General features: G+C 33.6%; 22 protein-coding genes. 9 read left to right on the top strand and 13 right to left on the bottom strand.

Translation table 11 applies throughout. From position 1 onward, the window contains the following. Positions 1-15 precede the first annotated feature (15 nt). Positions 16-114, top strand: a complete 99-nt coding sequence (locus ACK2M2_RS13435) for a DUF6616 family protein (protein WP_419349278.1) — start codon at positions 16-18, stop codon at positions 112-114. Between the two features lie 104 nt (positions 115-218). On the opposite strand, the gene ACK2M2_RS13430 is transcribed toward ACK2M2_RS13435, so the two are convergent. Beyond that, positions 219-1,841, bottom strand: coding sequence for a tyrosinase family protein (locus tag ACK2M2_RS13430; protein WP_419349272.1), 1,623 nt, complete (start codon positions 1,839-1,841; stop codon positions 219-221). Positions 1,842-1,935: 94 nt separating this feature from the next. Here ACK2M2_RS13430 and ACK2M2_RS13425 point away from each other — a divergent pair, with 94 nt between their 5' ends. Beyond that, positions 1,936-3,924 (top strand): multicopper oxidase family protein, encoded by a 1,989-nt coding sequence (locus tag ACK2M2_RS13425; protein WP_419349270.1) that lies wholly within the window; start codon positions 1,936-1,938, stop codon positions 3,922-3,924. Positions 3,925-4,664: 740 nt separating this feature from the next. Here the strand turns inward: ACK2M2_RS13425 and ACK2M2_RS13420 are convergent. Beyond that, entirely contained in the window at positions 4,665-6,020 is a 1,356-nt protein-coding gene (locus ACK2M2_RS13420; RefSeq protein ID WP_419349268.1) for an amino acid permease, read from the bottom strand. 875 nt (positions 6,021-6,895) lie between these two features. Between ACK2M2_RS13420 and ACK2M2_RS13415 the strand changes: the two genes are divergently transcribed. After that, positions 6,896-7,450: a lipocalin family protein gene (locus ACK2M2_RS13415; protein WP_419349276.1), complete on the top strand. Its 555-nt coding sequence runs from the start codon at positions 6,896-6,898 to the stop codon at positions 7,448-7,450. Between the two features lie 113 nt (positions 7,451-7,563). On the opposite strand, the gene ACK2M2_RS13410 is transcribed toward ACK2M2_RS13415, so the two are convergent. The 5 genes from ACK2M2_RS13410 to ACK2M2_RS13390 form a co-directional block, all read right to left on the bottom strand. Beyond that, positions 7,564-7,797 carry a hypothetical protein gene (locus ACK2M2_RS13410; protein WP_419349266.1) on the bottom strand — a complete coding sequence of 78 codons (234 nt, stop codon included), beginning with the start codon at positions 7,795-7,797 and terminating at the stop codon, positions 7,564-7,566. A gap of 105 nt (positions 7,798-7,902) precedes the next feature. Beyond that, positions 7,903-8,478: a lysozyme gene (locus ACK2M2_RS13405; protein WP_419349265.1), complete on the bottom strand. Its 576-nt coding sequence runs from the start codon at positions 8,476-8,478 to the stop codon at positions 7,903-7,905. Between the two features lie 128 nt (positions 8,479-8,606). Beyond that, positions 8,607-8,816 (bottom strand): cold-shock protein, encoded by a 210-nt coding sequence (locus ACK2M2_RS13400; RefSeq protein WP_409510126.1) that lies wholly within the window; start codon positions 8,814-8,816, stop codon positions 8,607-8,609. Between the two features lie 310 nt (positions 8,817-9,126). Further along, the gene (locus ACK2M2_RS13395; RefSeq protein ID WP_409510127.1) at positions 9,127-9,327 is read right to left on the bottom strand and encodes a hypothetical protein; all 201 of its coding nucleotides are present in this window, start codon (positions 9,325-9,327) and stop codon (positions 9,127-9,129) included. 137 nt (positions 9,328-9,464) lie between these two features. Continuing rightward, on the bottom strand, positions 9,465-9,662 hold the full coding sequence (locus ACK2M2_RS13390; protein WP_409510128.1) for a hypothetical protein: 198 nt from the start codon (positions 9,660-9,662) through the stop codon (positions 9,465-9,467). A 203-nt stretch (positions 9,663-9,865) separates the two neighbouring features. Here ACK2M2_RS13390 and ACK2M2_RS13385 point away from each other — a divergent pair, with 203 nt between their 5' ends. Together ACK2M2_RS13385 and ACK2M2_RS13380 are read left to right on the top strand one after the other, a co-directional pair. Further along, a complete protein-coding gene (locus tag ACK2M2_RS13385; RefSeq protein ID WP_409510129.1) occupies positions 9,866-10,309 on the top strand; it encodes a universal stress protein in 444 nt (147 codons plus the stop codon). A gap of 281 nt (positions 10,310-10,590) precedes the next feature. Further along, positions 10,591-11,034, top strand: coding sequence for a universal stress protein (locus ACK2M2_RS13380; RefSeq protein ID WP_409510130.1), 444 nt, complete (start codon positions 10,591-10,593; stop codon positions 11,032-11,034). Positions 11,035-11,129: 95 nt separating this feature from the next. Here the strand turns inward: ACK2M2_RS13380 and ACK2M2_RS13375 are convergent, their stop codons facing one another. Further along, a complete protein-coding gene (locus ACK2M2_RS13375) occupies positions 11,130-11,363 on the bottom strand; it encodes a hypothetical protein (RefSeq protein ID WP_409510131.1) in 234 nt (77 codons plus the stop codon). 442 nt (positions 11,364-11,805) lie between these two features. Here ACK2M2_RS13375 and ACK2M2_RS13370 point away from each other — a divergent pair, with 442 nt between their 5' ends. Both ACK2M2_RS13370 and ACK2M2_RS13365 read left to right on the top strand, forming a co-directional pair. Next, a complete protein-coding gene (locus ACK2M2_RS13370) occupies positions 11,806-12,345 on the top strand; it encodes a hypothetical protein (RefSeq protein ID WP_419349261.1) in 540 nt (179 codons plus the stop codon). Between the two features lie 224 nt (positions 12,346-12,569). After that, positions 12,570-13,052: a hypothetical protein gene (locus ACK2M2_RS13365; RefSeq protein WP_419349259.1), complete on the top strand. Its 483-nt coding sequence runs from the start codon at positions 12,570-12,572 to the stop codon at positions 13,050-13,052. 68 nt (positions 13,053-13,120) lie between these two features. Here ACK2M2_RS13365 and aroC read toward each other — a convergent pair whose 3' ends face one another. The 3 genes from aroC to ACK2M2_RS13350 all read right to left on the bottom strand — a co-directional run bounded on the left by aroC (position 13,121) and on the right by ACK2M2_RS13350 (position 15,728). Continuing rightward, on the bottom strand, positions 13,121-14,206 hold the full coding sequence (gene aroC, locus ACK2M2_RS13360; RefSeq protein ID WP_409510134.1) for a chorismate synthase: 1,086 nt from the start codon (positions 14,204-14,206) through the stop codon (positions 13,121-13,123). 12 nt (positions 14,207-14,218) lie between these two features. Continuing rightward, positions 14,219-15,229: a 50S ribosomal protein L3 N(5)-glutamine methyltransferase gene (gene prmB / locus ACK2M2_RS13355; protein WP_419349257.1), complete on the bottom strand. Its 1,011-nt coding sequence runs from the start codon at positions 15,227-15,229 to the stop codon at positions 14,219-14,221. A gap of 91 nt (positions 15,230-15,320) precedes the next feature. Continuing rightward, on the bottom strand, positions 15,321-15,728 hold the full coding sequence (locus ACK2M2_RS13350) for a lysozyme inhibitor LprI family protein (RefSeq protein ID WP_419349255.1): 408 nt from the start codon (positions 15,726-15,728) through the stop codon (positions 15,321-15,323). A gap of 236 nt (positions 15,729-15,964) precedes the next feature. On the opposite strand from ACK2M2_RS13350, the gene ACK2M2_RS13345 reads away from it, so the two are divergent. Further along, complete coding sequence (locus tag ACK2M2_RS13345; protein ID WP_419349253.1) at positions 15,965-16,876, top strand: AEC family transporter; 912 nt, start codon at positions 15,965-15,967, stop codon at positions 16,874-16,876. 388 nt (positions 16,877-17,264) lie between these two features. On the opposite strand, the gene ACK2M2_RS13340 is transcribed toward ACK2M2_RS13345, so the two are convergent. Both ACK2M2_RS13340 and ACK2M2_RS13335 read right to left on the bottom strand, forming a co-directional pair. After that, positions 17,265-17,855: a 2-hydroxychromene-2-carboxylate isomerase gene (locus ACK2M2_RS13340; protein WP_419349252.1), complete on the bottom strand. Its 591-nt coding sequence runs from the start codon at positions 17,853-17,855 to the stop codon at positions 17,265-17,267. Positions 17,856-17,975: 120 nt separating this feature from the next. Next, complete coding sequence (locus tag ACK2M2_RS13335) at positions 17,976-18,776, bottom strand: SDR family oxidoreductase (protein WP_419349250.1); 801 nt, start codon at positions 18,774-18,776, stop codon at positions 17,976-17,978. A 130-nt stretch (positions 18,777-18,906) separates the two neighbouring features. Here ACK2M2_RS13335 and ACK2M2_RS13330 point away from each other — a divergent pair, with 130 nt between their 5' ends. Beyond that, positions 18,907-19,473: a TetR/AcrR family transcriptional regulator gene (locus ACK2M2_RS13330; protein ID WP_419349248.1), complete on the top strand. Its 567-nt coding sequence runs from the start codon at positions 18,907-18,909 to the stop codon at positions 19,471-19,473. The last annotated feature ends 132 nt before the right edge of the window (positions 19,474-19,605 follow it).

The raw sequence follows: 19,605 nt of genomic DNA, 5'->3' as shown, positions 1-19,605 counted from the left end.
GTCTTACTTAATGGTATTAAAGCCAGTGGTTGGTATAACTATTTTGATCATGTTAATGCTGTTGGTAAAGAAAATAGTTTTATAGAGCATCTTGATTCACTTTCTAATATTTGATTTGTATAAATCAATTTTTTAAAATTCTTATAAGAGACAAAAAAGCACAAGCAAAAAAACTCTAGCTTGTGCTTATAATATTAAGTTTAGAACTATATAGGTCGTTACTCTTTTAAAGGCTTAGAATAAAAAGAGATTTTCCCAATGGTTATTCCAGCATCATTTTGTTGTGTGAATACTGGTTTTGTTGTTAAATCTGTAGGCCTGAAAATAAGTTGAAGTTGATCAAAATTAGTCGCTCCAATTTCTTGCAAATTATCTGAAATATTTAATTCAACATCATTGAGCTTTGCCCCTGAATGATGGCCGTGACCTCCTTCATCAACGCCGAAATATGAGAATGTCATTAAATAACTCTTTTTAGAGTTCTCTTTATTAACCAAATAAACACTATAGGTTAATAGAGGATTATTCTTCAATTCTATATTTTCAAGCTTTAAAAAACTTTCTGCAGGTTTATTATTGAGATTAGATTTTAAATTTTTTGCAGGTATTGCAAGGTTAATTTTATCGGGCATTTGACCCAATATCGCTGTTGATTTTAAATCAAAACTCTCATGACTACCCAACGGACTTGAAATTGCTTTAAGCGCACCGAGTGAGTGTTCTGTATTTTTCAAATCGAGATCTTCATATTTAGGCATATATTCAGGGCTAAATGCATCGGCTACTTTTACAGTAACTTTATTGCCATTTTCATCCACAAAACTCATTTTTTTTTCAAACCATGCAGGATCCATCCCTAAATTTTTCTTAGCCCATTCAAGTGTAATTTCTTTTCCATTACTTTTTGTTTCCATCCATTTTTGCCATAATCGGTCAATATTCCGATGATGTAAATAAAAGATTGGATCATTCCCTGCTGCAGGAACAACTCCCATATAAGGAGCAATACAATTAGCACCAACTCCACAATGCATCATTCCATGCGGATCTTGCTCAATTAAATTTGAAAAACCATTTCTTTCATTTGAAAAAAACTTTTCAGCTTTCAATGCCTCTGAACCTAATATATCAACACCTTCCCCTTTTCCATTCATGTAAGCATTAATGCTTTGCTGTCCTGTATTTAAGCCCTTAGTGCGATATTGACTATATATTGACTTATCTTGCTCAGTAAATTGTGTTGGCAAAGCTACAGAAAAACTTTCTTCATCATAATTATCTTCATACTTCCAATATGGCAATACGAACTCAGCACTTCCACTCGCTTTTTTCAGTGTTTTATTAAAGAAATGTAGATAGAGTCGATGCCAAGGTAAAAACATATCATTAGCTACATCCTTAGAGCTATGTGGGCAAGTCCCCCAAACATCTTGTGCAATTTTATCATCTAAAACGGTTTGATTACGAATAGCGGTATAGTATGTCGTATACGTTATACAGAGTTCTATTTCTTCTTTCGATTTATTTTTGAAAGCTTCACTAAAACAACTCCCTACTTTATTTTTAATAGTATCTTTTAATGCTTTTGCATTTGGATCAGTTGATAGATCTTCAGCAAAATAACCATGTATATTTGCCCAATACTGTAAACTCGTCCTAAAATCCTTTGAATCATGAGCAGCATTATTACGCTTTTTCATCTCGTCAAATGCTTTATCTAAGATCTGTATATTTTTTGGATTTTTTGAAAAATTTTCATAACTTTGAATATTCGCGAAAGTTGTTCCTTGCATAAAAAAAAGAAGACTTCCGGCACCAAATCCCATCATAATTTTTTTCATTTTTATTTCCCCGATAAAAATTGAACAATAATTAAAACACAGATATTATAAATTTTATATTTATTTCAATTATTTAAGTCAAAAGGAAGTTTTCATGAAGCCAAAATTAACAATCTTACTTTTTAACATGCTAGCGCTTTCAATAAGTATTTCACCCACAGTTTATGCAAAATCAGTGGTTATTATTAATCCAAATGAGTTCCAACAAAGTCCCAATGGAAAGCCACTAGAACTCAATGTTCAAATGAAAAAAAGCACAATTTTTAATCCAAGTCTTAAAAAAATTGATGAAGTTGAGCTTCGACAATATATTGACGGGAGCAGTCAAAATACAGAAAATAATTCTCTAGTTGGTCCCACTATTCGAATCCAACCGGGAGCATCTTTAAAAGTTCTACTAAATAATAAATTAGATAATGACGAATGCAAAAAACAAGATGATCACAACACCCCTCATTGTTTTAATAATACAAACCTACATACTCACGGTTTAGCTGTAAATCCGGGTTATTTTAAAAAACCTGACTCCAAAGATACCGGTATTGCAAGTGATAACGTCTTTATTAATATAAAGCCGAATACGTCACAACCATTTCAATTTGAAATTCCGAAAAACCATCCTGCAGGCACATTTTGGTATCATCCGCATCTACATGGTTCAACAGCACTACAAGTATCTAGTGGTATGGCTGGCACACTTATAGTTGAAGGCAATAGATTTCCAAAAATCGAAAATAATAATATTGTCCAAGTCGGTGATATTGATATTCTCTTGAAACGTACAGATGAAAAAATCCTGATGTTTCAACAAATTCAATATAATGAGAATGGAAAAATTGATGATTATAATGAATTAAAAGACCCTTCATCTTGGGCTAAATCATCACGTTATACATCAATTAATGGATTAGTTTTGGGTAAATTAGAAATGACCCAAAATAAATTTTCTCGTTGGAGAATGATTCATGGAGGAATTAGAGATACTCTTGGTTTAATTATCAAAGAGCTACCAAATTCAGCCGATTTTAGTGATGATAAAGTTATTCAACAATGCCGTGAATATGGTGAATTTATTGATAACAAAGAAAATAAGGACATTGAAAAAATAACGAGATTTAACCAACTCAAATCTATCAATTTTAACACCTTTGCCCATGACGGAATTACTATGGCAGAGACTCAACCAACTAAGCTATCAGTATTACAACCTGGTTATCGCCAAGATGCTTTAATCTCTTTCCCAACAGTAAATAAATATTGTGTTTTTGATACAAAACTGAATGATAAAAATGAAATTAATAAAAATATTTCTAATAAGTTGAAAGCGCAACTATCTGAAAATCATGAACTATATGCAAAACTGATTAGTTGGGTTGATGTTAAAAAATCCACAGAACGTGAAATAAATATTCAAGCTTATTTAGCGAATCAAGCAAAACTGAAGAAATTACCTACTCAAATCATAAATCAAATTGCAAAAAATGACTTATCAGCTTTTGCACCATTCAAATCCCTAGAAAATGAACAAGTAAAAAATGATAAGCAAGAATTGAATTTTAATATTAATACTAGCTCTAAACCTACTTTTGAAATTAGCAATAAAATCAATGATGATAAAAATAGTAAAGCATACACAGGTAAACAAGAAGATGTACGTTATCTAAATTTTAAAACTACTGATGAGAGCAGTTACATCGACGAGTGGAATTTAACATCTACTCTAGGTGGACACCCTTTTCATATTCATGTAAATCCATTCCAAATCCAAAAAATATTAAATGAGAAAAATGAAGATGTTTCCGGCAATCCCTCTAATGGAGGTCAATATGATGTTCAATTTAATAACCTGAAGCATGTATGGAAAGACACTATTTTTGTCCCTAAAGGATATACCGTCATAACACGTACCCAATATGACAATAATCTTCTTGGCGATTTTGTTCTGCATTGTCACATTCTTGATCATGAAGACCAAGGAATGATGCAAGATGTACGTATTTGTGATCCAAATGAAAGCTTAGAGATGTGTAAAGCTAGACCTTTCGCAGGAGACACACCCAAAATTCAGCATTCTCATCATTGAAAAATGAGCCCTCAACTGAGGGCTTTCTCAAACAGCTTTTGTTCTATTAATCGAATCACAACCATGAATAGTCACAAACAAACCATGATAGTGCGCTAAACCCTATCATGGTCTCATATAAAATATTGATGCTTATGAGGAAATATCGAGTATTTCCCATAAAGCGTATTATGCTAATTTTAGATAAATTGCTTAAACCTCAATATAAATTGACAAATTTAAAATCGCTTTGCTTTAGCATTTATTTATATTTGATTACCTTTGTATAGCAATAAAAAATTAGTAAAATTAGAGCATAATATTTATTAAACTTAATGGATTAAATAATATGAAAAATTTTATTTTAATGGGATTATTGGCTATTGGTCTTAGTGGATGTATGAGTGCTACCCCAAATTATATAAATGGGAACTACTACTTAGCAGGAGACTCATCTTGTAAAGCAGGCAGACAAATCTCTAAGACTCGCATCATGTGTATAAATAAAAAAGGCCAAGATACTGGATACAGAGATGCGATGACAGACCAACAGCTATACATGTATCAACAGAATCGGCAACTAGAGCTACAGATGTTAAATAGTCAACCTAGATCGACTAATACTACTTGTTATAACAATGGGTATGGAATGATTTCTTGTAACTCCAACTAAATTTTCAGCTTGTGACAAATTATCATTATAGATGAGCAACAATCTAAGTAAAAAGCTCCATTTAACATAATGGTGCTCGAAATAGCCCTCAGTTGAGGGCTTTTTGATACAACTTAAATATAACAAATAATAGTGAAATCCATACGGGTAGCATCAATACCGACAGCATAAAACCCTGACTCCACATAATATAAAGAATGATTAACATAAAAGCCAAAACCACATAATTGGTGAATGGCGCAAATAACGCTGGAAATTTGGTCTTGACGCCCTGCTGTTTCATTGCTTTTTTGAATTTTAAATGAATTAAACTGATCATCATCCAATTCAATACTGCTGCTGCTACTACAATATAAATCAGATAACTTAATGCTTTTTCAGGTACAAAGTAATTAAGCAGAACACAACCAAAAATAAGCAATGCTGAAAATAAAACGGCAGGAACAGGAGTTCCTTGTTTAGTAACGTACTTAAAAATTTGCGGTGCATTACCTTGCTCTGCCAAGCCTAGTAGCATACGACTATTGGCATACATACCACTATTACAAACAGATACTGATGCTGTCAAAATAATAAAATTAAGTAAATGTGCAGCCCAGTCAATGCCCATTTGCTTAAAAATAAGTACAAATGGACTTTTATCTAGACCACCTAAATCTAATTGATTCCAAGGTACCAAAGACAAAAGAATAGCCAATGAACAGATGTAAAACAAAAAGATCCGAATAACTGTCTGATTCACCGCTTTAGGAATATTTTTTTCGGGATCTTCTGTTTCAGCAGCAGCCATCCCAATCAGTTCAATTCCGCCAAAAGCAAACATCATAAAAGCCAACATATAAAATAGGCCTTCAAAGCCATGCGGGAAAAATCCACCATGTGCCCATAAGTTGCTAATAGAAGCCGTTGAGCCAACATCTGCCGTCATTAGCAAATAGATACCAAAAATGATCATTGCAATAATTGCGAGGACTTTAATCATCGATAGCCAGAATTCAGACTCCGCATACAGCTTTACATTGGCTAAATTAGCAAAGGTCATCACAATAAAAAAGAACAATACAGATGTCCAAGCAGGAATATGAGGCCACCAATAATTGACATATTTCCCAATAGCCGTCAGCTCAGTCATTACCACCAAAATATATAAAACCCAATAATTCCAACCCGTCAAAAAGCCAGAAAATCGTCCCCAATATTTAAAAGCAAAATAACTGAACGAACCTGTAACGGGTTCATGTACAATCATTTCACCAAGTTGACGCATAATCAAAAATGCAATTAAGCCACCAATCATGTAACCTAAAATGATAGATGGGCCAGCGGATTGAATAATATGTGCTGAACCTAAGAATAAGCCTGTGCCAATTGCACCGCCCATAGCAATCAATTGAATATGACGGTTCTTTAAACGGCGCTGAAGTTTAGGCGTCTCGCTACTCAAAACAGAATCTCATTGGATAAAACGTGAATTGTAGATGCTAAGCACCATATAACCTAGCCCATCAATGGAAATAATTTTAGATTTACATTTTGAGGATCTAATTTATCGTTAAATGAAGATAGAATAGTTGAAGTTGATGATAAATTCTTTCATCACAGTCAACATATCTCGATCTTAAAAACACGTAACTTACACCACTTCGCCCTATTGATATAGATATGGTTTATATAGGCAATTAAAATATTAATGTGAAGGTCGATCAAACAGTTTAGGGTACGGAAAAGTTCATTGTTATATTTCCTTTCGACAAAAAATGTTTAACTTATAGGTCTGACTCGTATAATAAAACCAATTAAGTCAGCGTCACGATAAATACTCTGCCCTTTTTCGCCAAAATCTAAATCATCTATATTTTACTTATTAATTCTCATCTTTATAAAAACTCAGTATATTTTAAGAAAATCTATTTAAAAGAATTTCTCAAGAATATATATGAGGTCTAAAACCAATTAGACAATGAGTAAAAATACAACACAATATATTGTTTTATATAAATTTATTACTCAATGTTAATTCATGCTTGTATTATAAAAAAAGTAAAATCCACTTAGTCTTTGATGGATTGGCATCGGTTGCATATGGTTGTATTTTCAATATCTTATAAAAATTAAAGGTTACATAAGATTGTAGTCATTTGTTTATTTAGCAGATCAAAAATAAATCCAATAGATTAGTTGTAGACATTATATAAAAATCATAAAGTAAATTCTTTAATGAGAAAATTACATGATTTGTAAACAAATTTACAATACATCATCCCTATCGTTATTCAAACTCGATATATTTATTAAGTACTTAAATATGCGAGCTATATGATGAACAATACATTTAAGATTTTTACCCTTATTTCTGGAATAGCATTCCTTAGCATGGCTACATTAGCATATGCTAGTGATGAAAAAGTACAAACTGTAGCAAAAGTTGATCTTAATAAATATTTAGGAACATGGCATGAAATTGCGCGTAAACCGCTATATTTTCAAAAAAAATGCGATTACAACGTAACTGCAAATTACTCGTTAAATGAAAATGGAACAGTTAAAGTTGATAATAAATGCTTTAACAAAGATGGAAAACTTCAGCAATCGATTGGTGAAGCATCAGTACAAAATACCCCAGAAAATTCTAAACTAAAAGTGAGTTTTTTACCAAAAGCGCTTCGTTGGTTACCTGTCGGACGAGGTGATTATTGGATTTTAAAATTAGATGAAGACTATCAAGTTGCATTAGTCGGCACACCAAACAAAAAATACTTATGGTTATTGAGCAGATCCCCAACACTTGATCCAGCAATTGCTACCGAGTTCTTAAATCATGCTAAAAACCAAGGTTATAACTTAAGCGATTTGATTCACACAAAACATAAATAAATAATAAAGCCCTCAATGAGGGCTTTATTATTGCTGTTTAATTGTTAACTTAATTTTTTTAAAAATAAAGCGCGGTTTAAAACCCAATTAAAAGTATCCTAAAGAAACTGAGATTAATCCAATGGGCAATAACCCATCCAATCATTTTTAATCTTTTGTAATTCATCTCCAGCTAATTCTTCGTGATAATAAATACAATACGTAGTATCAGGATATTCAATAACATGTTTATAAAGCAAACCAACCAAAGATTTATAAATCACATCAGGAAAATCATCTTCATCCAAAGTGAGTTCATCAAATTCATAATTAAAATATACATTTTTCTTTGCTTCAAATGCTTCCATCACAACCACAACAAATCTTGATTCTAAAAAATGTAACTTATACCACTTGAGCCTATTGGTATAGAATTGATTTTTATATCTTTAAAATGATTCAACATATAAACACTAGGTTTTATCAAACAACGTACGCTCAACAAAACGTCTATTCACAAGCCCTTGTAAAACACGACCACTCGCCTTATTCCAAACATCAAATTGTGCAGATGCACCATGATAATCACCAACATTCAACTTTTTAAGTAAAGTAGAATTTCGAAATGCGCCTGCACCAATGTTATAAGTCAGCGAAACCAATGCATCGAACTGATTCTGATCAATTGATACTTTTACAGCTTGATCAACAGCATGTTCAAATTTTTTTAAATCATGTGACATATAAAATTTTGCTTGCTCAAGTGTACAAATATCACCTTTTCTAACCCTTGTACCACTTGGATAAACTATCGTACCGAAACCAATACTCCACACGCCTACGCCATCATCATAAGCAGATAACTGTAAGCCTTCAAATCGACAAATCATTTCAATCCCTTTAGGACTAATCATCATCGTATCTCTGGCAATCCCAATATTACGATCTGAGTCAGAAGCAGTCGCAACCGAAGAGTGCATCACATCTCGTTGTTTTCGTCCCAAGAAAGTATCACTAAATACTTCTAACAATTGTAAAATTGATTTCATTTAACACGCCTTCATTTTACATGAACCATAATTTTTAGATTTAGATAAAGCCCCAATCACTTTGAATAATCGATAAGTAATAAAAAAGCCCATCTTACGATGAGCCTAGCTTCTAAATCTAGAGAGACTTAGATAACTGTAATACCACTTGCTTGAGGGCCTTTTTTACCAGCTGTAACGGTAAATTGAACACGTTGACCTTCATTTAAAACTTTGAAACCAGATGACTGGATTTCGCTGAAGTGTGCAAAAACGTCTTCACCGCTATCTGCAGCGATAAAACCAAAACCTTTAGTTTCATTAAACCATTTAACAGTACCAGTAGTGATATCTGACATACATTTCTCTCAAAAAAATTAAATAATAGTAGAAAATAACTTTTAAAATATAAACGTCTTATAGAACGATGGAGAAAATCAACAACGAAACAAAATCAGTAAACACGATAAAATTTATAATTCTAATATGATGCAGATAGAATAAACGATTTGAGTAAATATAGATAGAGTTTCACATTACTTATTGTATTTAAAATGATCACCATAGATCAATAAACAACCAAAAAAATAAGAGTAGATGTTATACGAATAACTCAATTAAAAGCCTACATCTGTAGGCTTTTATAACAACTTCAAATTCAACACGAACTTAATGCATTGAAATCTCTAGTTCTTCATCTTTCGCCATAAGTACAGATGCTAAAATTGGTACAGCCATAATTATAGGGAACATCAAAATCCATGCAACAACAGTGACTTCTTTCGAAAGCATAAAATGGATACCCAATGCAATCACCAACAAAGTCATAAACAGTAGAACTGCAAAACGGATGACAAAATTTTTCGGCATTATCTTCTCACTCAGGATCAAAGGCTTAGCCTGAGTATATACCTCATATTTTCATTTTTGTTATTTTATATGCATCTATTTTAAGTTATTTTAGCACTTTCAAAAATTTAGAACCGCCAATTTGGCGGTTATATTTATTAATGTGGAACGACAGACCAAAGTACATAAAATTCTTGAATCTTTGGTTCTAAAAATTCATCATTATCATTATCATAAATAAAAAACTTTTCTTCTAAAATGTAAGCTGCGCCACGTTTAGCAAGATAATCTTTTAGGAATACTTTAAATTTATTTGCCTGTTCAGGGAATACTTGTTCTCCATCATAAAGAATCATAATAACCTCTCTTTTCAACGAGCTACTTGATAAATATATTCTAGTTTGTTTGTGATTAAAAACAATTATATTTTTATTTATGTTACATAAATCACACTATTTTTATGATCTATTTTAAACCAATTAAAATTTAACAAATCAACTCCCCACTATATTCTTATTCCATGTTATGACTAATGAAATAACAATGATGGAGAATATATATGAGTTATCAAAATATCCTTGTTCCAATAGATGATTCTCCTATTTCCTATGCCGCTGTTGAGCATGCCGAAAAAATTGCTCAAGCCTTTGGAAGTCATATCACGATCTTGAGTGTGTTGGCTGTAGATCCTATGATTGGCGTAGATTTTTATAAAGTTGCACCATCTATTACTGAGTATATTCTTGCTGCTGAAAGAAATGCTAAAGGTCGCTTAGAGGATCTGCAACAAACATTATTGGGACATGGCATTCATGTAACGACTCGCATTGCACGAGATGTTTCAACGGCAACGGCTATTCTCAATATTGCAGATGAAATAAATACAGATTTGATTGTGATGGGTTCTCATGGTCGTACAGGGCTTAAAAAACTTGTTTTAGGAAGTGTTGCTCAAGAAGTTCTCAGCATCTGCCCTTTACCTGTGATGATTGTTAAACAATGAGTTATTTTTTCTTAAATTTATAAACCTCAAAATCAGCGCAGAAATCTTTTTAGACGTTAATCCGCTGATGTTAAATATCATCAACTATGTTTTGGTTGATTCATACTTTTAATTAAAATCATTCTTGAAAAATGAATATCGAAATGAATCATTTTTTGAAAATTTATCCAACTACTTCACATTAATTTTCAAATAAATTTTGTACTCTATTTAGCTACTTTAATCATATCTTTTTATATGTTATGAATATAGGGAACAATAAACAAAGAGGTGAAATCATTATGACTTATCAGCATATTTTAGTCCCTGTAGACGGCTCAGACATCTCATTTTCGGCAGTAAAACATGCCGTTGGACTTGCTAAAGCCTTCAATTGTAAAATTACGGCAATTAGCGTCATTGCTGAAGATCCATTTTCAGGTGCAGATTTTTACTATACAGCTGGTATGCTTCAAGACTACTTCAAAGAAGCCTATAATAATGCACAGCAAGCACTCGAAAAAGTGAATGAAATTGCTACAGTTGAAGGTGTCAACATTGAAACTTCAATAAAAAAAGGCATGGTGTCTGCAGAAACTATTATTGATACAGCTGAAGAATTAAATGTAGACCTGATTGTCATGGGTTCACATGGTCGTAAAGGCTTCCAAAAATGGTTACTTGGTAGTTTTGCACAAGATGTATTAAGCCAAACGACATTACCTGTATTTATTGTTAAAAAGTAAAATAATCGTTTAAAAATAAAAACCCCACATTTGATGGGGTTTTTTAATTTTCACAAACAATTCAAAATCATTGCTTTGTGATGAATTAGAGTAACTTAGTTTAACGCAATCACTTTGACCAAAATACTTTGTGACTCTTCGAAATCATCAAAAATTTGCTTACGCACTAACTCTTTAGATTTGACCTTAAAATCATGCTGCTGATAGTGAATAACATCAGGAATTTGATCAAAATAGTGCTGATCAACATCTAGACTTTCTTCAAAGAGTGGAGTCCCCAATTGATATTCTCGACTTTTCAGCACAACATACTTCACTGTTGTTTTCATCAATTTAACTCCTTTTCATATCCGCTTTATTTTCATTTATAGCATTATTTTACTGATAAAAAATCCCTGATTTACTGATTTCGTATAGATTTTCCGCAATTAGCCTTTTAACGGTATCAACCAACACTATTTAATATCCAATAATTTAGTTTCGCACAAAACATAAATGAACCATTTTCTCTATCACTTAACATAAATAATTAGCCAAATTAAATAAAAACTTAATAAAGTGTCACACTTGATTAAAAAATTAAAAATATTAGGAATCCAATCAAAAAACATGATAAATATAATTTATAGCTTAATTTCAATAATTTAACGAAAAAAAATTTAAACAATACAAACATAAATGGATATTTTTAACACAAATTAAAGATAACCAGTTCTCACTTTATTATTTTTATGATAAATTATTGTGAATAAAAACTAAACGGTCATAACAATGAAATATTCAAGCATACTTCTGCTAACAACTTTATCACTAAGCAGCTTAACACTTACAGGATGTGTGGTACTCCCTGGTAAATGGTTTAAACCAACAACCAACGCTTTAAGTAACTCAATGAATCCTTCAGATACAGTTCGACGTACTGAAACATCAGGATCACCGCTTTGTGATTCTAATACTGTTTGCCCAGAATTTTCTGTAGATTGGAGAAGCTCACAGGGACAATACAACTTGTATTCAGATATTTTCCATATTAATCAGTATGATATTAAGAAAATTAACTTTAATATCGATGGTCAAAACTATAGCTACCCCCCAACAACACCTTCAACTTATCGTAGGCTTCAAAACTCTAGCCTGATTGACTCAACTAATTACGTCACAGTTCCTCGTAGTTTTTTAACTATTTTAGCTAGAGGTAAAAATATCACCATGACCGTCAATACAAATCAAGGCGATGTGAGTGGTGTACTTTTAGACAGCAACCATGAGTCTGGTGGTTATAAAGTCTTTATGCGTGGTTATAAACAATAATTGATGCTGTTTATTTCTCATCAATAAGAAAACAAAAAGTAGTATTCATCATAATGCTGCTTTTTTTATTACCCATCTATCTAAATGTTGACTTTTATTCATAATTCCACCACTAAAATAAGATTGGTTATTCCATTTTTATGCATTAAACGGTAAATTTAACAAGTTCAGTGCATTGTTATAACAATCAATAACAGTAAGATCCATGTTACTCAGGAAAATTTATGAAAATTCAGCTCGCATTTCTTTCATCTGTACTTTTATTATCGGCATGTGCTACTCCAAATTCTCTCAAAGTTGTGACAAAAGGCCCTTTGATCTGTGAAACCAACGAGGTTTGTCCTGAACTTGCAATGCGTTGGAATGAAGAAAAACGTGATGGTTTTAAAATCACTGCCGATATTAAAAATACTGAGCAATATAATATTCAACAGTTTGTATTTAATGTCGATGGTCAGCCTTATGCTTATTCAACGATTGCTGCAACAGAGAATAGTACACTTGAAAATGGTACAAAACTATCTTCAAATTATATTATTGTCCCAGTCAGTTTCTTAAACTCTTTCCGTAGTGGTAAAGAAATTTCATTGAAACTTATTACAGATAAAGGTGATATAGAGCGCCCAATTCTAAAAGCTGATGGTCAACAATCTTCTGCTTATTTAACCTTTATCAAAGGTTATTCTCAACACATTACACAACCATAAATCCGTTAAAATCTCAAAAAAAAAAAACCAAACATAGCGTTTGGTTTTTTAATCAAATACAAATTGTGTTAAATCGGAGTAAATGGTGCAACTACATCGGAATTTTGCGCACGATGACGCATAAAATGATCCATCAACACAATCGCAAGCATCGCTTCAGCAATTGGCGTTGCACGCACCCCCACACATGGATCATGACGACCTTTGGTCAATACATCAGTATCTTCCCGATTCATGTTAATGGTTTTACCTGGCGTAGTAATACTTGCGGTTGGTTTCAGCGCAATGGCAATACGAATGGTCTGCCCCGAAGAAATCCCACCTAAAATACCACCTGCATGATTGGCAAGGAATCCATCTGTCGTAAGTTCATCACGTGTTTCATGACCAAACTGCTCCGCAACCGCAAAACCATCGCCAATTTCAATACCTTTCACCGCATTAATTGACATCATGGCATGGGCAATATCGGCATCTAAACGATCAAATACTGGCTCGCCCCAACCCACAGGAACTTGTTCAGCTAAGATTTCAAGTTTTGCACCACAGCTTGTGCCCTGTTCGCGCAACGAAGTCACTAGTGCTTCAAAACGAGGAACAGCATCGGCATCACCACAGAAAAATGGATTATTGGAAACTTCATTCCAATCCAAAACTTTAGCTTTCTCTGTACCAATCTGTGTCACATGACCACGAATTAAAATACCAAACTTTTCAGCTAAGTATTTTTTCGCAATGGCACCAGCAGCCACACGCATCGCTGTTTCACGTGCGCTTGAGCGACCACCACCACGGTAATCACGGAAACCATACTTCTGTGTATAGGTATAGTCGGCATGACCTGGGCGGAAAGTCTGAGCAATGTTGCCGTAATCTTTCGATTTTTGATCTGTATTACGAATCAATAAACCAATCGATGTACCTGTTGTTTTACCTTCAAATACACCTGAAATAATTTCGACTTCATCAGGCTCTTTGCGTTGCGTGGCAAATTTTGATGTACCTGGTTTTCGGCGATCTAAATCAATCTGTAAGTCTTCAGCAGACAAAGCCATGCCTGGTGGAACACCATCAACGATTGCCATTAAACCAACGCCGTGAGATTCTCCACAAGTCGTAACACGGAAAAGTTGCCCAATACTGTTACCTGCCATGCCTACAATTCCTTATGCTTGTATAGATTGAATAAATAAATCTCGGTATTGACGACATTGTGCTGCGGTCAGTGCAAAAATACCTGAACCACCGTTTTGAAATTTCAACCAATGGAAATCAATGGTATTGAAGTTCTGTTTCATTGCCCATTCAGAATTACCAACCTCAATGACAATTAAACCATCTTCTGTTAGGTAGTCTGCTGCTTGAGCTAACATTTTACGCACCAGATCTAAACCATCTTGACCCGCTGCCAAAGCAAGCTCAGGCTCATGATGAAATTCTTCAGGCAGTTCTGCCATATCTTCCGCATCTACATACGGTGGATTTGATACGATCAAATCATATTGATTTTCAGCAGGAATTTTGTCAAATAAGTCTGATTCAAGCAAAGCCACTTGATATTGTTTGTCGTGATGTTCTGCATTGATTGAAGCAACTTCTAAAGCATCTTTAGAAATATCGGTTGCATCAACATCAGCATCTGGGTATGCATACGCCAAAGCAATCGCAATACAACCTGAACCCGTACACATATCTAAAATACGCTGTGGTTTCTTAGGTTGTGGATTTGCAGGTAAATTGTTTAAGGCTTCACGCACTTGATCATTTTCATCTAAGCAATATGGCGCGAAACGTTGATTGATTAACTCTGCAATTGGTGAACGAGGAATTAGCACACGCTCATCGACATAATAAGGTTTGTCACAGAAATAAGCCAAGTTCAACAAGTATGAGGTTGGTACTTTTTCATTGATACGACGTTCAAGTAATGCAAGAAATTCAGCTTTTTCACTTGGTAATAATTTAGCATCAAAAATTTCAGCATCTGCCTTCCATTCGAGCGACAAGGTCTGTAAAACCAAGGCTGAACTTTCTGCAAAATAATCTTCAGTCCCCTGACCCAAGTGTGCATCGTATTGACGTAGTGCTGTCACACCAAAGCGAATAAAGTCACGAATGGTCGTTAAATTTTCAGCAGCTTCCTGTAAATGTTCAGGGCTAATAGTCGGTCGATCCACTTAAGGCGTCTCCAAGGGTAAATTTTTAAACGCCTTATGATACCTTGTTTTTATGACTTTTATAATGCTTTGCCCATGCTCAATTTAGAAATTATTTCAATCGGTACAATTGTTTTTCAAGTAAATCTGCTCGAGTCACAGTCATTTTAATTGCACAATTTAAAAAATAAGTCTTTCGTTCAATCGAGTCTGAACTAGTTTCTTTACGACAATTGGTTGCGCGTAATTTTTTCCATTGTTTATTTGCTGCTTTTTGACTTTTCTTTTCCGCATCACCATAAAGTGCTAAAGAGGCCTTAAAATTATCTTGAGCGCGCTTATGTTGATAACGATATTCAGCATTCATACAACTCGTAACAGCACTTGTTGCAATGCCTGCACTATTCATACATGCAGCATAGTTAGCGCTATACCCCATAGCTTGAATTTGCATGGGTAATATACAGACCGCTACCAACACGGCGAGTGCTTTAAATTTCCCCAAAATTTGTACGTTCATTTCATCCCCAATTTTTATGCTTTAAATCATTTCTAAATTTTACGCTGTTTCTTTAAATCCATTTAAGATCAAGAAACTGACTTTTTACGTCTATTCATTCTATGCAAAAATATCATAGAACAATAGTCTGTATCTTTCACAATCTCTATCTTTCAGCGCTTAAATTTATCCCTTAAACACAATTTAATGTATGCTTCTGTTCAACCTTGATAATAAAGTTAGATATTGAGTCAACAATGCTAGAAATGATCAACATCCTATTTCCATCAATTGCCTTGATTGGTCTAGGATTTTATTTATTTCATTCACGTATGCTCGATGAAAAATTTTGGAATGGTGCAGAAAAGCTCAATTACTATATTTTATTTCCATCGTTATTATTTAGCTCTCTTGCACATGCCGATATCAATATGGGGCATCTCGACTCCATATTCATCGTTATTTTTTCAATGATGGCTATTGTGATTGGTAGTGTTTATGCATTTGCATTCATCAAGAAAAGCCCTGTTGCAGAAATAGGCGTATATATTCAAAGTTTGATTCGTTTCAATACTTATATTGGTTTATCAATAGCTGCTACTTTAAATAACCCTGAAATTAAAAGTATTTTAGTCAATATCTTGGCAATTACCATTCCATTCGTCAACGTGGTTTCAATATTATCATTAACACCTAAAAACCAACTTAAGATTAAAAATATCTTTTTATCTTTAATCAAAAATCCGCTGATTAGTTCATGTTTACTCGGTATTACATTTAATGTTCTAAATATTCCAATTTGGAATGGATTTACAAGTTTACTCAATGCCTTTTCAAATAGTAGTTTGATGCTTGGTTTACTTTGTGTCGGAACTGCAATTCAGCTTAAAGGCATGAAGGAATATTTAGCTCAATCACTGATGATTAGTTTTTTAAGACTCCTCCTCATTCCATGTATCGCATGGTTATTGATTCAATTTTTTAATTTAAATGATGAAGCCATTGTTGCCATTATGATTTTCTTTGCTATTCCCACAGCCTCTTCAGCTTATATTCTAACAAAGCTATTAAAAGGTAATTATCAACTCATGGCATCTGTGATTAGCCTGCAAACGATTCTATCTATTTTTAGTTTGGCACTCATTTTGTCATTATTACATCAGCCTTAATATCCTTTTTTATCTGATATTATCAGCAATCATTTTTACTTACATAATACGCTTTTCTAACCGCAAAAAAGGAACAAAAACATAAATCATGATCAAAAAAAATATTGATATACTGAAATTTAAACCAAGATCATGACTCATAATAAGAAAAGAAATATTTATTAAAAAACTAGAAATCATCACCAAGAACAATGAAAAATTATATTGGTATTTTTGCTTCGCCATTTTGAATGAAGCATAAGACAAATAAGTACAGATAAGAAAAATAAGCAAATCATATTTTAAATATAAAAAATTTTCTATCATCAGAAGCACGCTATACATTTAGTATTTAAAAACCCTGAATTAATCAGAGTTTTTAAATCAATACACTTTACACAACATTAGATTATTCACTCAATGCTGTTTCAATAAAGTGTAAATGGTCGACACCCCAAAACATCTCATTACCAACAAACCATGTTGGCGCACCAAATACACCACGTTGAATGGCTTCTTCCGTAACTTTTTTAAGCTGTGCTTTTACACCTTCATCATTGAGCCATGCCTGAACCTGTTCCACATTCAAACCCAACAAAGTCACGACTTGTATCAATTCATTCATATCATTTAAGTTTTTTGGCTCGCCAAACATCGCATTAAATAAACCCGCCAAAATACGCACAAAATCTTCAGGTTGATGTAATTGTACAGCAGTAATTAAGCGCATTAACTGTAATGTATTGATCGGGAAATATGGGTTCATTTGTAGGGGAATATGCCAATACTTCGCCCAACGTGCCATATCTTTCATTGAATATGCTGCTTTCGCAGGTACCATCATCGGGCTATTATTCCCTGTGGCTTTGAATACACCGCCCAATAACATCGGTTTCCAAATCACTTCTGCCTGATGCTGTTGTGCAATTTTTTGAATTTGAAAAAATCCTAAATAGCTATAAGGACTACCTAAATCAAAATAAAATTCAACCTGTTTCATTCTTTATACATTCCTTGTGTGATTAATATTTGCCGAATTGTTTTAAATATTATAAAACTTACTTTTAATTAGTAACTATATTTTAAGTATCTAGGTATTTGAACAATTTACCTTTTACAATTACCACTTTTCCATCCAAGGACGTAAATCTAATTCATGTGTCCATGCATCACGTGGCTGTTGCGCCAAATGCCAATAGTTTTCCGCAATATGTTCAGGGTTCAAAATACCGTCTTGATCTTTTTTTTCATACATTGCAGGAAAAGTATTTTTAATAAAATCAGTATCAATTGCACCATCGACTACCACATGCGCTACATGAATATTTCGAGGACCCAATTCACGTGCCATACTTTGTGCCAATGCGCGTAGTGCATGTTTTGCACCCGCAAATGAAGCAAAATAAGCACTACCACGTATTCCTGCTGTCGCACCTGTAAAAATAATGGTGCCTCGTTCACGAGTAACCATCCGCTTCGCAACTTCGCGACCCGTTAGAAAAGCCGCAAAGCATGCCATTTCCCAAATTTTAAAATACTTACGCGCAGTTTCTTCTAAAATACTACATGGCACATTCGCACCAATATTGAAAACTAAAACATCAATTTTACCAATATTCGCTTCTATGTTTTCAATCAACGCCATCACATCTTCTTCTTTACGTGCATCAGATGCGAAACCATATGCCTGTCCACCAGCTTGCTTAATTTCAGCAATTAAAGGTTGTAGTTTTTCTACACTTCGCCGTGTCATACAACTGATATACCCTCCTTGAGCAAAGCGTTTGGCAATTGCACCACCTGTCGCATCTCCTGCGCCAATCACTAAAGCCACTTTCTTTCCTTCAGAATTACTGGTCTTAAATTCAAAATTTTTCAGTAATGTATCTTCTGATGATGACAGATCATTTATATCACTCATTATTCTTCCTTTTTGAATGCTTATTGGATAACGGTCGTTACTATAACGATGACTATGTTATAATTTTGACAAGAGGTCAAGTCTAAAGAATCACCATAATTGTCATCATATTTTCAAAGGCGAATACTTTATGCGCTATAAAACAGGCTATAAAGAACAAAGAAGAAAAGAATTACTGCATATTAGTGGGCAAATTGCCAAAAAAAATGGCTTTGCTGCTACTGGTGTCGATGCTTTTATGAAAGCATCTGGAGTTACAAGTGGCGCATTCTATTCACATTTTTCATCCAAAAATGACCTATTTGAAGCCTTACTTGAAAATGAACTACAAAACAGTATTCAAATGTGGCAAGACAACCCTTTTGAAGATGCTGAACAATGGATTGAATTTGAGCTGAATCGCTATTTATCGCTTTCCCATGTTGAACGTCCTGACTATGGCTGTGTATTACCTGCGCTTGCAAGTGAAATTGCTCGTTCAGACCTGCAACTGAAACAAACGTATCAAGCTGAATTAATGCGTGGTCAGCAAATTTTTAAGCATCATTTAGGCAGTGAAGAAAAAGCATGGGCTGTTTTGTGTCAATTGATTGGGGCAATTATAATGGCTCGAAGTATTGCCGATGAGAATCTTAAACAGACGATTTTAACCTCAAGTAAAGCATTAATTTTATCTTGTCTTAAATCTGTTGCTTAATGCAGGTATTCAATCTTTTTCACGGCCTAACCTAGAATTGCTTAAAATCATGCATTTTCCACGTTTTTTAGATTTAAATTTCAGCATAATTAAGCTACATTAATGCGTCAAATTTAGCCTAATGCGTTCAAA

Origin of the sequence: Acinetobacter sp. TY1, assembly GCF_048551395.1 — a bacterium.
In the GTDB taxonomy this organism is placed as follows: Bacteria; Pseudomonadota; Gammaproteobacteria; order Pseudomonadales; family Moraxellaceae; genus Acinetobacter.
The sequence above is the reverse complement of the archived record's forward strand: the minus strand, read 5'-3'. Positions and strand labels throughout refer to the sequence as shown.

Coding starts and splice junctions, on each gene's coding strand:
- ACK2M2_RS13345 (WP_419349253.1), top strand. CDS start 15,965: ATGCTAGAAATGATCAACATCCTATTTCCATCAATTGCCTTGATTGGT.
- ACK2M2_RS13425 (WP_419349270.1), top strand. CDS start 1,936: ATGAAGCCAAAATTAACAATCTTACTTTTTAACATGCTAGCGCTTTCA.
- ACK2M2_RS13430 (WP_419349272.1), bottom strand. CDS start 1,841: ATGAAAAAAATTATGATGGGATTTGGTGCCGGAAGTCTTCTTTTTTTT.
- ACK2M2_RS13375 (WP_409510131.1), bottom strand. CDS start 11,363: ATGAAAACAACAGTGAAGTATGTTGTGCTGAAAAGTCGAGAATATCAA.
- ACK2M2_RS13365 (WP_419349259.1), top strand. CDS start 12,570: ATGAAAATTCAGCTCGCATTTCTTTCATCTGTACTTTTATTATCGGCA.
- ACK2M2_RS13330 (WP_419349248.1), top strand. CDS start 18,907: ATGCGCTATAAAACAGGCTATAAAGAACAAAGAAGAAAAGAATTACTG.
- ACK2M2_RS13400 (WP_409510126.1), bottom strand. CDS start 8,816: ATGTCAGATATCACTACTGGTACTGTTAAATGGTTTAATGAAACTAAA.
- ACK2M2_RS13385 (WP_409510129.1), top strand. CDS start 9,866: ATGAGTTATCAAAATATCCTTGTTCCAATAGATGATTCTCCTATTTCC.
- ACK2M2_RS13395 (WP_409510127.1), bottom strand. CDS start 9,327: ATGCCGAAAAATTTTGTCATCCGTTTTGCAGTTCTACTGTTTATGACT.
- ACK2M2_RS13415 (WP_419349276.1), top strand. CDS start 6,896: ATGAACAATACATTTAAGATTTTTACCCTTATTTCTGGAATAGCATTC.
- ACK2M2_RS13350 (WP_419349255.1), bottom strand. CDS start 15,728: ATGAACGTACAAATTTTGGGGAAATTTAAAGCACTCGCCGTGTTGGTA.
- ACK2M2_RS13380 (WP_409510130.1), top strand. CDS start 10,591: ATGACTTATCAGCATATTTTAGTCCCTGTAGACGGCTCAGACATCTCA.
- ACK2M2_RS13405 (WP_419349265.1), bottom strand. CDS start 8,478: ATGAAATCAATTTTACAATTGTTAGAAGTATTTAGTGATACTTTCTTG.
- ACK2M2_RS13340 (WP_419349252.1), bottom strand. CDS start 17,855: ATGAAACAGGTTGAATTTTATTTTGATTTAGGTAGTCCTTATAGCTAT.
- ACK2M2_RS13370 (WP_419349261.1), top strand. CDS start 11,806: ATGAAATATTCAAGCATACTTCTGCTAACAACTTTATCACTAAGCAGC.
- ACK2M2_RS13390 (WP_409510128.1), bottom strand. CDS start 9,662: ATGATTCTTTATGATGGAGAACAAGTATTCCCTGAACAGGCAAATAAA.
- aroC (WP_409510134.1), bottom strand. CDS start 14,206: ATGGCAGGTAACAGTATTGGGCAACTTTTCCGTGTTACGACTTGTGGA.
- ACK2M2_RS13335 (WP_419349250.1), bottom strand. CDS start 18,776: ATGAGTGATATAAATGATCTGTCATCATCAGAAGATACATTACTGAAA.
- ACK2M2_RS13410 (WP_419349266.1), bottom strand. CDS start 7,797: ATGGAAGCATTTGAAGCAAAGAAAAATGTATATTTTAATTATGAATTT.